Source organism: Candidatus Protochlamydia sp. W-9 (genome assembly GCF_001950615.1).
Lineage (GTDB): Bacteria > Chlamydiota > Chlamydiia > Chlamydiales > Parachlamydiaceae > Protochlamydia > Protochlamydia amoebophila.
Genome location: NZ_BCPZ01000081.1, coordinates 1 through 12,193, shown reverse-complemented (window position 1 = coordinate 12,193; position 12,193 = coordinate 1). Strand labels below are relative to the sequence as shown.

The 12,193-nt window shown below is 37.0% G+C and carries 12 protein-coding genes and 2 pseudogenes; 12 read left to right on the top strand and 2 right to left on the bottom strand.

Features of this window, described 5'->3' with window-relative positions; all coding sequences use genetic code 11:
* Positions 1-536: 536 nt before the first annotated feature.
* From rpsL to BU804_RS02130, 12 genes are all read left to right on the top strand, one after another.
* Positions 537-917 carry a 30S ribosomal protein S12 gene (gene rpsL, locus BU804_RS02180; protein WP_011174759.1) on the top strand — a complete coding sequence of 127 codons (381 nt, stop codon included), beginning with the start codon at positions 537-539 and terminating at the stop codon, positions 915-917.
* Positions 918-1,083: 166 nt separating this feature from the next.
* Positions 1,084-1,557 carry a 30S ribosomal protein S7 gene (rpsG, locus tag BU804_RS02175; RefSeq protein ID WP_039356213.1) on the top strand — a complete coding sequence of 158 codons (474 nt, stop codon included), beginning with the start codon at positions 1,084-1,086 and terminating at the stop codon, positions 1,555-1,557.
* Between the two features lie 12 nt (positions 1,558-1,569).
* A complete protein-coding gene (gene fusA / locus BU804_RS02170; protein WP_075882801.1) occupies positions 1,570-3,657 on the top strand; it encodes an elongation factor G in 2,088 nt (695 codons plus the stop codon).
* A 17-nt stretch (positions 3,658-3,674) separates the two neighbouring features.
* Entirely contained in the window at positions 3,675-4,010 is a 336-nt protein-coding gene (gene rpsJ, locus BU804_RS02165) for a 30S ribosomal protein S10 (RefSeq protein WP_011174756.1), read from the top strand.
* Positions 4,011-4,289: 279 nt separating this feature from the next.
* A complete protein-coding gene (sctJ, locus tag BU804_RS02160) occupies positions 4,290-5,303 on the top strand; it encodes a type III secretion system inner membrane ring lipoprotein SctJ (protein ID WP_075882800.1) in 1,014 nt (337 codons plus the stop codon).
* 25 nt (positions 5,304-5,328) lie between these two features.
* Entirely contained in the window at positions 5,329-6,174 is an 846-nt protein-coding gene (locus BU804_RS02155; protein WP_075882799.1) for a hypothetical protein, read from the top strand.
* Positions 6,171-6,842 (top strand): HrpE/YscL family type III secretion apparatus protein, encoded by a 672-nt coding sequence (locus tag BU804_RS02150; RefSeq protein ID WP_011174753.1) that lies wholly within the window; start codon positions 6,171-6,173, stop codon positions 6,840-6,842. The genes BU804_RS02155 and BU804_RS02150 overlap by 4 nt, the downstream gene beginning before the upstream one ends.
* Positions 6,843-6,852: 10 nt before the next feature.
* Positions 6,853-7,824 (top strand): type III secretion system export apparatus subunit SctR, encoded by a 972-nt coding sequence (gene sctR, locus BU804_RS02145; protein ID WP_075882798.1) that lies wholly within the window; start codon positions 6,853-6,855, stop codon positions 7,822-7,824.
* A 14-nt stretch (positions 7,825-7,838) separates the two neighbouring features.
* Entirely contained in the window at positions 7,839-8,120 is a 282-nt protein-coding gene (gene sctS / locus BU804_RS02140; RefSeq protein ID WP_039356202.1) for a type III secretion system export apparatus subunit SctS, read from the top strand.
* Between the two features lie 39 nt (positions 8,121-8,159).
* Complete coding sequence (locus BU804_RS02135; protein WP_075882797.1) at positions 8,160-9,002, top strand: EscT/YscT/HrcT family type III secretion system export apparatus protein; 843 nt, start codon at positions 8,160-8,162, stop codon at positions 9,000-9,002.
* A 327-nt stretch (positions 9,003-9,329) separates the two neighbouring features.
* Positions 9,330-9,737, top strand: a complete 408-nt coding sequence (locus BU804_RS12530; RefSeq protein ID WP_143298913.1) for a hypothetical protein — start codon at positions 9,330-9,332, stop codon at positions 9,735-9,737.
* Entirely contained in the window at positions 9,698-10,234 is a 537-nt protein-coding gene (locus BU804_RS02130) for an IS982 family transposase (protein WP_226996108.1), read from the top strand. The genes BU804_RS12530 and BU804_RS02130 overlap by 40 nt, the downstream gene beginning before the upstream one ends.
* A 677-nt stretch (positions 10,235-10,911) precedes the next feature.
* Here the strand turns inward: BU804_RS02130 and BU804_RS02125 are convergent.
* Both BU804_RS02125 and BU804_RS11835 read right to left on the bottom strand, forming a co-directional pair.
* A pseudogene (locus BU804_RS02125) lies at positions 10,912-12,060 on the bottom strand (hypothetical protein); the annotation flags it as partial.
* Positions 12,061-12,069: 9 nt separating this feature from the next.
* A pseudogene (locus BU804_RS11835) lies at positions 12,070-12,193 on the bottom strand (IS5/IS1182 family transposase); the annotation flags it as partial.

Below are 12,193 nucleotides of genomic sequence, written 5' to 3'. Positions count from 1 at the left end.
AATATATATTTATTATATATTCTATTTTTATAATTTTTTAACTTTTATATAATTAAGGAAAAATTGAATTGATAGCCATGTCTTTCTATTTTATCAAGCTTAATTCTATTCATGCTACTTAATCCTATTCACAATAATTATTAACGGAACTTTAAAAAGTAATACCCTAGGATCTATGGAAATGTGGGAGGAATATTTACTTCTCTTATTGTTGCAATCATAGAGTATATCGGTCCATCTATACCTGAAACAACTCAAGAGAGCGTAAACAAAGCAAGGCAAGCAGCGATAGCTATAAAAGTAGAAAAAAAAATGAGAGTTCTCTTTTAAGTTCATCACAACAACGATCAAGGCATAAAGAAATTTTTAGAATTTCATCCATGCTTGAACGAATAAAAAGCTAATTTTCAATTCCATCGATTATCATTCTTTATCTTTGTCAAAAATCATTTAGTTTTCTATACTTAATGGGTATCTCTTATTAAAGTGATTTTTAATGAGGGATTTTATTAACCTATTATCAGGAGAAGGCAAACATGCCGACAATTCAACAGCTCATTCGTCAGCCACGTGCTCCGAAAAAGCGACGAAGCAAGTCACCTGCACTCCAAAAGTGTCCACAACGACGTGGTGTGTGCTTGCAAGTAAAAACAAAAACTCCAAAAAAACCAAACTCTGCTTTACGTAAAGTAGCATGGGTACGCCTTTCTACCGGTCAAGAAGTTATTGCTTACATTGGAGGGGAAGGACATAATCTCCAAGAACACAGCATTGTTCTCGTACGTGGTGGTCGTGTAAAAGATTTACCAGGGGTGCGTTATCATATTGTACGTGGTGCATTAGACTGTGCGGCTGTTAAAGACCGTAAACAAGGAAGATCCAAGTATGGGGCAAAACGTCCCAAGAGTAAGAAGTAACATTAGGATATTGCATCAATGAATATCCTGGTTCGCGATTAGCGTTTTTGCTACATAAACGCCAATCACGCGCAGGTGTTAAGGGATTAAGATCCCTGATTCCAGGTGAATCAACGAGATCTTCTATTATCAAATTAGATTTAATCGCTCATTTTTTGAGGAAATCATGTCAAGAAGACACAGTGCAGAAAAACGACCGACAGAACCTGATCCGTTATACGGCAGTACAGTTTTGTCAAAATTTATTAATAAAGTGATGGAAAGTGGTAAAAAGTCGACTGCCCGTCGCATTGTTTATAATGCTATAGAAAAATTTTCGAAGAGAGTAAAAGCAGAAAATCCTCTCGAAGCATTTGAACAAGCTCTAGAAAATGCTAAACCTTCCTTAGAAGTTAAATCTCGCCGTATTGGGGGAGCCACATATCAAGTACCTATCGAAATTCCTGCTAACCGTCGTTCATCGATGGCTATGCGGTGGATTATCGGACATTCTAGAGGAAAAGCAGGCCGTTCTATGGAAGATGCTTTAGCTTCTGAACTTAGCGATTGCTATAACAACCAAGGTACGACAATTAAGAAGAAAGATGACACCCACCGCATGGCTGAAGCGAATAAAGCTTACGCCCACTATAAGTGGTAATAAGGAGACTACATGGCAAGATCTGCTAAAGAGCATCTTAAAAATTTGCGTAATATCGGGATCATGGCTCACATCGATGCTGGTAAAACGACAACTACAGAACGTATCCTTTATTACAGTGGACGTTCACATAAAATCGGTGAAGTTCATGAAGGTGCTGCAACCATGGACTGGATGGCTCAAGAACAAGAGCGTGGAATCACAATTACTTCCGCAGCCACAACCGTTTTTTGGAAAGACGCAAAAATCAATATTATCGACACGCCTGGACACGTTGACTTTACAATTGAAGTTGAACGGTCATTACGCGTTTTAGATGGATCTGTTGCGCTTTTCTGCTCTGTTTCCGGTGTAGAGCCCCAATCAGAAACAGTTTGGCGTCAAGCTGATAAATACTGTGTTCCACGTATTGCATTTGTTAATAAAATGGATCGTATGGGTGCAGATTTTTTTGATGCGGTTAAAACAATGCGTGAAAAATTACATGCAAATGCTATTCCGGTTCAGTGCCCAATCGGTGCAGAAGCTGATTTCAAAGGAATGGTTGATCTTGTAAAAATGAAGGCTTATCTTTTTCACGACGAAACTCTCGGAGCAGATTGGGATGAAACAGACATTCCAGCTGATCTCCTTGAAAAATGTAAAAAGATGAGAGCCGAACTTTTAGAGGAACTCGCTACACTTGACGAAGATGATGAAGACTTCATGCAAAAAGTGCTAGAAAACCCTGATGTTTTAACAGAAGATGAAATTAACGCTGCGATTCGTAAAGGCGTTTGCCAAAACAAGTTCAATCCAGTCTTGTGCGGTTCAGCTTTCAAAAATAAAGGGGTTCAACAGCTTTTAGATGCAGTCGTCGCTTGGATGCCCTCACCTTTAGACAGAGGTCAAATCAAAGCTCACGACCTAAATACGGATGAAGAAATTCTCTTAACACCAGATGATGAACAGCCGCTTGCTGCTTTAGCATTTAAGATTATGACGGATCCTTATGTCGGCCGTTTAACTTACATTCGTATTTACAGCGGTACTTTGACAAAAGGAACGTCTTTACTTAACACCACAAAAGGTGAAGAAGAAAGAATTTCTCGCCTTCTTGAAATGCACGCGAATAAACGAGAAGAAAAAGATGAATTTCACACGGGTGATATCGCTGCTTGTATCGGTTTGAAAAAGGCAACGACAGGAGATACTCTTTGTACGTCAAAAAGACCTATTTTGCTTGAAAAAATGGAGTTTCCTGAACCTGTAATTTCAATGGCTATTGAGCCAAAATCTAAAGGAGATCGGGAAAAACTTGCAATGGCTTTATCTTCATTATCAATTGAGGACCCTACTTTTAGAGTCACAACAGATGAAGAAACAGGTCAAACAATTATCGCCGGAATGGGTGAACTTCACTTAGAAATTTTGCACGATCGTATGAAACGTGAATTCAACGTTGAAGCTAATGTTGGTAAACCACAAGTAGCCTACAAAGAAACAATTACTATACCTGGTAGCAGCCAAACTAAGTTTGTCAAACAGTCAGGTGGTCGCGGACAATATGCGCATGTCGAGCTCGAAATCCGTCCTAATGAAAAAGGAAAAGGAAACGAGGTCGTCAGTAAAATTGTGGGTGGTGTCATTCCAAGAGAATATATTGCACCAACAATTAAAGGGATCGAGGAAGGATTATCAACAGGGGTTCTTGCCGGCTTTAATTTGGTCGATGTTCTTGTTGATATTGTCTTTGGATCTTACCACGATGTTGACTCTAACGAAATGGCGTTTAAAATTTGCGGATCGATGGCTTTAAAAGAAGCGGCTCGCAAGTGTAAACCTGTGATTTTAGAGCCTATTATGAAAGTTGATGTAACAACTCCAGAAGCTCACATGGGAGATGTTATCGGTGACTTGAATCGTCGTCGTGGACAAATTGTTGGTCAAGAAAACCATAAAGGAGCTGTGATTATTCACGCTGAAGTTCCTTTGAGTGAAATGTTTGGTTATTCGACATTGCTGCGTTCGCTCTCTTCTGGGCGTGCTACCTACGTAATGGAACCTAGCCACTTTGAGCGTGTTCCATCGAAAATTCAGGAAGAAATTATTAAGAAGTAAGAGTTTTAAGGTTATTTATGGCAAAACAAGAAAAGCAGCCTAAATCAGCAAGACAAAAAATTCGCATCAGACTGAAAGGTTATGATCAACGTCTGCTAGATCGTTCAACAGGTGACATTGTCGAGACAGCCAAGAGAACTGGTGCTGCAATAGCAGGCCCAATTCCTCTCCCTACAAGCTGTGAAAAATTTACGGTTCTCCGTTCTCCAAACATTGACCGTAAATCTCGCGAGCAATTTGAGATTCGTACGCACCGTCGCTTAATCGATATTCTCAATCCTACGAGTAAAACAATTGATGCTTTAAAAACATTGACTCTCCCTGCTGGGGTAGACATTAAAATTAAAGCTTAATCGTTTGAAATAATTGAGTTTTCAGCTTCAGAGGCCGGATTATCCGGCCTCTTTTTTATCTTGGCTATTTATTATTCATCTGAATTTTGCCTAAAATTATCAAATTTTATTGCAAAATGATTTGAAAAAAGTGTATTTCTGGAACTCCAAAATCTATTTAACCCTCGAATCTTTAGAAATTTTCATTGTTTTGCTTAGAAGATCTATAGCTAAATTCATTATTCTGCTAGGATCTGGTTAAAATTATCTCTCAAAAATAAGCTTAATCCAGAGCGGTTCATGACTACCAAAAATACTTTTTCACAAACAAATTTGTATTATTTTATTCGTCAATTCTTCTTATTAATCACTCTCATGGGGTTGGTCACAAGCTGTGAATCAAGACGCGTCATTGTAAATGGATTAGAAGAAAAAGAAGCTAACGAAATACTCGTTTTTCTATCCAATAAAGGAATCAATGCCAATAAAGTTCAAGCAGTTTCCGAAGGTGGTGGTGCTGGAAAAGGGGTTCTATGGAATATCAGTGTAGAAGAAGGGCAAGCCAATGAAGCGATGGCTTTATTAAATCAAGTTGGATTACCAAGAAGACGAGGACAAAACTTACTTGGTATTTTTGCTAATACCTCTCTAGTTCCTTCAGGCATGCAGGAAAAAATCCGCTATCAAGCTGGGCTTGCCGAACAAATCGCAAGTACCATCAGAAAAATCGATGGTGTATTAGATGCTGATGTTCAAATTTCTTTTCCTGATGAAGATCCACTCAATCCAAATGCACCTAAACAAAAAATCACAGCTTCCGTTTACGTCAAACATAATGGTGTTTTAGATGATCCTAATGCCCACCTAATTACACGTATAAAACGTTTAGTTGCTGGCAGTGTTAATGGTTTAGATTATGATTATGTCACTGTCATTGGTGATAAAGCCCGTTACGGAGATTCTGCCTTAGGAATAATGGGTAATCTTGGAGAAGATGATAGACAATACGTGAATGTTTGGTCAATTATTTTGGCAAAAGACTCTTTATCACGCTTTAGAATAATTTTCTTCTCCTTCACCATATCTTTGGTTGTTTTGTTATTAACACTCATTTGGCTCCTCTGGAAATTTCTTCCAGTCTTGAAAGAAGCTGGTGGTTTTAAAGAATTGTTATCATTTCACCCTATTCTTTTAAATGAGGTGAAAAAGAATGATGCCATCGAATCAGAACCTTCAGAAAAACAAAAAAATGAGCAATCTAATAAAAAAGAGACAGAAGATAACACCCTAAATCAAGGAGTTGATGAAACCTAAGCGTTTCATTGATTAAAGGATTGTTATGGATAAAAGAGGCTGGATGATGATGCGTATTTTCATCAACCGATACCATCTCAAAGGGGGAGATATATTATTAAAATATCTTTCCACAGAAGAAGCTCAGGCTTTGCAAAGCCAAACAATTCGTTCTACTGATTTAAACCCTCTTCTTTATCAACCTCAAAATTTGTTGAGAAGAATGCATTATTCATGGATCGTCCCCCTTCTTGAAAATTTTCCTGAACGCCTATATCCTTTAGTTAAAGCAGCTTTAACAAGTGAACAAGCGTTAGGCCTCCAAAACGCGCAATCCCTTACCCTATCAGAACCCGTTAAAACATTTATCATCAATCAACTTTATAGCTTTTTAAAAGCTGATGAACGTCTCCCCTATGATTATCTCCCTGAGACAGATTTATCAGAGCTTGGAACCTGGAATAAAGATAAATTGACACTTTTAATTGATTTTTTGGGTTTACACGATCTTGCCGTCGAAGTTCGACATATTGTAGATAAAAATCATCTAAAAAATATTTATGCCTGTTTGACTCCAAAACAATTCTATTACCTAAAAGTTTGTTTGCATCAAAAAGAAGTTTTATCAGTTCCTAAACTTGGCATAGACCCTTCTCTGAAAGATTGTACTAAACTTAAACGTATTATCCATCAAAGAGGCCTTTTCCGTTTAAGCAAAGCTTTATGTGGGCAACATCCTGATTTTATTTGGTATCTCGCTCATACCTTGGATACGGGTAGAGGAAAGCTTATCTTGAATGCTTATCAAAAAGAAAGTATTGATAAGGTTACTCCTTTTTTAAAAGGACAAGTCATCAATCTTATGAATTTTTTTAAAAGTGAGTCCATGTGAGTAAAAAGTTTTTCACCTTAATTTATGGGGAACAGATTCACGCAGCCCCCAAAACAAAAATTATCCCAAGCGAATCTTTTTCTAAACTTGCGGATGCCTCAAGTGTTTTAGAACACATTAAAGAAGACGCCGAAAAATATCGATTGCAAATTGCTAAAGAATGCGAAGAAATTAAAGAACACGCAGAAAATTCAGGCTATGAAGAGGGATTCAAAAAGTGGGCTGAACATTTAGTCAAACTGGAAAAGGAAATTGAAAAAGTTCACAAAGAATTACAACAACTCGTTCTTCCTGTTGCATTGAAAGCAGCCAAAAAAATCGTGAGTAAAGAAATTGAACTTTCTTCTGACATTATTTTAGATATTGTAGCAAATAATTTAAAAGCCGTTACCCAACACAAACACGCAACTATCTATGTTAATAAAAAAGACCTCGATATTTTAGATAAAAACAAACCCCGCTTAAAAGAAATTTTTGAGAGTTTAGAAAGTTTATCTATTCGTCCCAGAGATGACGTCAAGCCCGGTGGATGCATTATTGAAACCGAAATAGGAATTATTAATGCTCAGCTAGATCATCGTTGGCAGGTTTTAGAAAAAGCTTTTGAAAGTTTAGTCAAAATTCCTGTAGAACAATCTCCAATAGAACCTCCCGCACAAAGTAGTTAAGGTATTTTCCATGTATAAATATAAACACATTTCCTTTAAATCCCTTCTTTGTTTGCTAGGGCTTCTTGTCTTATTTGGGCTAGCACCAGATACTGTTTATTCGCAAACTAATTCCAATTCTACTTCTCCAACGACAAGTACAACTCAATCAACAATTCCAAATTCTTCAGAAAGGTCTACAACAAGTGTCAGAACGCCGCCGCGCCCCTTAAAACCTGTTCCACGCCCTGCTTACAAACCAGAAAAACCAACTCCGCTAACTGACGAACAAAAGGCTTATCAGGCCACAGAGGCACAAATTAGTGAATTAAAACGACCCTCATTGATTACGCAAGCTGTTTTACTATCTTTGCTTTCGCTCCTTCCCTTCATTATCATGATATTAACTTCATTTTTAAAAATTGTTGTGGTGTTGTCTTTATTAAGAACAGCTTTAGGTGTTCAACAAGCACCTCCTAACCAAATTATCAATGGTGTGGCATTTTTATTGAGTTTATTCATCATGTATCCCACAGCAATAAAAATGTATGATGCTGCACAAACTGCTATCAATCAACCAAACGTACCCGAATCTTTTCTTTCCCCAGGCTCTTCTACTTATGTGATCGAGGTTGCTTCTGCAGCCAGCGGACCCATGAAAGAATACCTAAAACGAAATAGTTCTTCTCGCCATCAAGCTTTATTTTACAGGTTGGTATATAGAGGTTTGCCTGAAGATTATCGTGAAACTTTAAAACCCGATGATTTTATTGTTCTTGTTCCTTCCTACATAACAGGACAATTGAAAGATGCTTTTGAAATTGGTGTGTTAATTTATATCCCATTTTTTGTAATCGATCTTGTCACCTCAAATATTCTACTGGCGATGGGAATGATGATGCTATCACCTGTGACAATTTCAATGCCTTTAAAGCTCTTTTTACTTGTGATGTTAGATGGTTGGACCATCCTCATCGAAGGCTTAGTCAAAACATTTCAATAGCGGAGTAAAAATTTATGTTTCAAAGCCAAGTGGTTCAACTTGCTTACCAAGGGATGCTATTGATTCTGATTTTATCTGCTCCTCCTATATTAGTGAGTATGTTTTTTGGAATTATTGTGGCTATCTTTCAGGCTGCCACGCAAATTCAAGAGCAAACCTTATCCTTTACAATTAAACTAGTTGCCGTAACGTTAACTTTAATGTTTCTTGGGGGATGGCTTGGAGCCCAAATCATGTCTTTTGCCAATGACATCTTTGTTAATTTTCCTCAATGGAGTGTCCAAAGTGCTCGTTAAAGCATCAGAATCTTTTCAATTTTCAGGATATGAGCCGTCATGACCGATGACTACGTGACACTTTATATCAACACGGCTTTTTCTGTTTATGACCCGCTGGCTTTTTTTTCTTTGCTATTTCTTTTTTTTGGTCGTATGTTGCCAATTATTGCCCTTGCTCCCTTTTTTGGAGCCCGAGTTCTCCCTCACCCCGTTAAAATTGCGCTAGCGATTTCTTTTTTTGTAATTTTTTTACCTCAACTTATTTTTGTTACAACGACACCCATCACATTTAATCTTTTACTTGTTCTTTATTTTTTTAAAGAACTGTTTGTAGGGCTGTTATTAGGATACCTTATCAGTATACCCTTTATCATCGTGCAAAACTGTGGAATTTTAATTGACCATCAAAGAGGAGGATCTAGTTTAATGATTAATGATCCGACGTTGCAAAATCAATCCTCCCCTTTGGGAACACTTTTTAATCTCGTTTTGATTTATCTCTTTTTTATGATCGATGGTCCTTTCATGATTTTAGATATTATTTCTCAATCCTATTCAATTTTACCTCCCGATAAATTTCTAACAGCCAAATTTTTTACAATGAATTCAAATATTGTCATTGATGTTATGAAAATAGTGGGAAAAGTCATGATCTTGAGCACCCAGCTAGCGGCTCCTGCTTTAATCATGATCCTGATGACGGACTTTTTCTTAGGGATAGCCAACCGATTGGCACCTCAAGTTCAAATCACCTTTTTAGGAATGCCTCTTAAATCACTCCTTGCTTTAGCAATTGTCTTTTTTGGTTGGCAATTATTCTTAAAACAAATAGTAGACGAAAGCTATGTTTGGGTTAATTATCTCTACAAATTGCTAGATCAGTTCCAACCCGCATCCTAAAATAAATCCACAGCAATTTTTTAAATTCTAAAAGAGAAATCAAAATCTTTGACTAGTTGGCTAATGCCTCAGTAAGCAAAACAATTTTATTGATTAGACTTAGCTTTATCAAAGTTTATCCGAATTTTTTAATCGCGAAAATTAGTTAAAGAAGGCATTTAAAAAAACTTTACCCTCTATTTCTTTTTACAATTTACGTATTAAGTTTAACGTCAGTTTAACGTAAGCTATCTTCTGGCTATCTTTTGAGGGATCTTTGTTAAAAAAAGGCCTCTTTTTGTTAGAAGATTTTGTTTCCCTGAACAAAAACTAAGGAAAGAGGCCAAAATGAACGAGATAGAGATGATCAAACTATTTTGTCTTGTGGATGATTTTTCTAATCAATTTCACCAAATATGTACCCAAAAACAAATGGAGTATACGAAAAGAAAAATCCGCAAAAAACTTTTTAGAAGACCTTTAAGTGAAGTGCTAACGATTTTGCTTCTCTTTCATCGTTCCAATGATAGAACATTTAAATACTTCTACTTAAACCATGTAAAAACAACTTTAAAATATTTATTCTCTCCTCTTGTTGGGTACTCAAGATTTGTTCAACTCACCTTTGAAGCATTTTTTTCTATGTTTTGCTTGATCCAAGAACATCAAGGGATCTGTGAAGGGATTTTATTGATAGACTCTACAGTCTTAACGGTTTGCCCGCGTCAAACGTGCCTCTTCCCATTGTGTCTTTAAAAAGCCACGCTAAGTGGAAAAAAACAACCATCGGTTGGTTCTTTGGGTTTAAGCTCCATCTTGTGATTAATCACCATGCAGAAATTGTCGCATTTAAGTTGACAACTGACAATATGGATGATCGCAAAACCGTTCCAGAAATGATAGAAGGAATGAAAGGAAAAGCGTTCGCAGATAGAGGAGATATTTCAGAAAAACTAGCTCATACTCTAATGCAAAAAGGAATTCATCTTTTTACAAAAGTAAAGAAGAAGATGAAAAATAAATGGATCACGTTAGTGGATAAACTTATGCTAAAAAAGAGGGCTATGATTGAAAGTGTGAATCATCTGTTGAAAAGTAGCTGTCAGATAGAACATCATCGGCACCGAAGTCGATGGAAGTTTCTTAGCAATCTGATGGCAGGTCTTGCTAATTATTGCTTGAATCCATCCAAGCCTCGACTGTTCTTTTCAAAAACAGAAATCGAAGCTGCTAAGCTCCTAGAATATTTTTGAGGGTTCCTTACATTAAACTGGCGTTAATTGACATCAATGCGCAAAATTTAAAAGCTCTTTTAATCCTATTGAACTTTCTTCAGTGGGGCTAAATGATTCAAATCTCTGTGATTTGTATCCAACAATCAGCTGTTTTTCTAAATTTTCATAACTTTTGTCGATTCATAATAATCGACTAATTGAAATATCTTATGATTGATAAAAACTGAAAAGCACTTAGAACGACTTGAAAGAATTTTATTTATGAAAAATCAATCCTGCCTAATTTTTCTACTTTCTCAAATGTGCCCTTAAATTGGCTTAAAGTTACATTTGTTGAGGTAAGTTGATTAGGTAAAATATAAGCTTTGATTTCTGGATTTACTTGCGAATCTTTTAGTTTCAAAATGTCTACAAACGTAAGGATTAACTCTCCTTTCACCTATTTTTTATTGAGATTTTCTATTTTTTTGGAAATTTGTTCTTTTTCCTTCCTATTCTTGATAGAATAGCGTCTTTTTTAAAAGTATTTTTGTCGTTTACAAGCCTAAAAACTGCTTGTATAGTGACACCAAAATGAGCGGGGGTCTCTCTTAAATAGGCTATCTGGATAAGACTTAATCAACTTTAATAAAACTTCATCTTTTATTTTCTTAGGACAGGTAACTCTTATTTTCGGTGTCAAGTTTCTTTTTTTATTAAAGTTTTAAATAGAGTGAAACTGCTAAGGTTTTAAAATGCGCTAATCCTGCATCCGTGAGCTTACTGCATCCTTCCAGATCTAAATGCTGTAAAGCCACTAAGGGAGTCAAATGGGCTAATCCAGCGTCCGTGAGCTTACTGCACTTACTCAGATTTAAATGCTGTAAAGTGGTTAAGGGTGTCAAATGCGCTAATTCAGCATCCGTGAAATGATAGCACCAACTCAGATCTAAATGCTGTAAAGTCACTAAGGGTCTTAAATGCGCTAATCCAGCGTCCGTGAGCTCAGTGCACCAACTCAGTTCCAAATGCGTTAAAGCCACTAAAGGTCTTAAATGGACTAATCCAGCACCCGTGAGCTTACTGCACTTACTCAGATTTAAATGCTGTAAAGCCACTAAGGGCCTCAAATGCGCTAATCCAGCGTCCGTGAGTTGACGGCACCCATCCAGATCTAAATGCTGTAAAGTCACTAAGGGCCTTAAATGGGCTAATCCAACATCCGTGAGCTTACGGCACTTACTCAGATTTAAATGCTGTAAAGCCTCTAAGGGCCTCAAATGCGCTAATCCAGCGTCCGTGAGATTTTCGCACCCATTCAGATCTAAATGCTGTAAAGCCACTAAGGGAGTCAAATGGGCTAATCCAGCATCCGTGAGATTGTCGCACCCATTCAGATTCAAATGCGTTAAAGCCACTAAAGGTCTTAAATGGACTAATCCAGCGTCCGTGAGATTGTCGCACCAACGCAGATCCAAATGCGTTAAAGCCACTAAAGGTCTTAAATGGACTAATCCAGCGTCCGTGAGATTGTCGCACCAACGCAGATCTAAATGTGTTAAAGCCACTAAGGGAATCAAATGGGCTAATCCAGCATCCGTGAGGTTGCGGCACGCTTGAAGGTAAAGCACTTTTAAATTTTTACAATTTTTTAACGTTAAGAGATGGGCATCAGTCAAATAGACATTCCTTGAAAAATTGAGTGCTTCTATCTCATTTGAGAAATGGTTTAAAATTTTTTCAAATTCCGTTAAATGAGAAGTCTGGTTTAATAATGCACTCACAACTGTAAGCTCTAAATAATTTTTTAAAGTATTTAATTGATATTGTTGCGCAAAATTTAAAAGTTCTTTTAATTTTACTAGATAGTGTAGTCACGAGACTTCCGCCCATATAGCAATACATCTAATATGGACTGCAGCCAAGAATGAGGCTGTGTTCTTTGCATAACGGGTCGCTATTCCTCTCCAGCGCTTCAAATGTAAAAATGCATTTTCC

Bases quoted from the DNA above. Each gene is read 5' to 3' on its own strand.
- sctS (WP_039356202.1), top strand. From the start codon at position 7,839: ATGTTTCAAAGCCAAGTGGTTCAACTTGCTTACCAAGGGATGCTATTG.
- BU804_RS02155 (WP_075882799.1), top strand. From the start codon at position 5,329: ATGGATAAAAGAGGCTGGATGATGATGCGTATTTTCATCAACCGATAC.
- rpsG (WP_039356213.1), top strand. From the start codon at position 1,084: ATGTCAAGAAGACACAGTGCAGAAAAACGACCGACAGAACCTGATCCG.
- sctJ (WP_075882800.1), top strand. From the start codon at position 4,290: ATGACTACCAAAAATACTTTTTCACAAACAAATTTGTATTATTTTATT.
- fusA (WP_075882801.1), top strand. From the start codon at position 1,570: ATGGCAAGATCTGCTAAAGAGCATCTTAAAAATTTGCGTAATATCGGG.
- BU804_RS12530 (WP_143298913.1), top strand. From the start codon at position 9,330: ATGAACGAGATAGAGATGATCAAACTATTTTGTCTTGTGGATGATTTT.
- rpsL (WP_011174759.1), top strand. From the start codon at position 537: ATGCCGACAATTCAACAGCTCATTCGTCAGCCACGTGCTCCGAAAAAG.
- sctR (WP_075882798.1), top strand. From the start codon at position 6,853: ATGTATAAATATAAACACATTTCCTTTAAATCCCTTCTTTGTTTGCTA.
- rpsJ (WP_011174756.1), top strand. From the start codon at position 3,675: ATGGCAAAACAAGAAAAGCAGCCTAAATCAGCAAGACAAAAAATTCGC.
- BU804_RS02135 (WP_075882797.1), top strand. From the start codon at position 8,160: ATGACCGATGACTACGTGACACTTTATATCAACACGGCTTTTTCTGTT.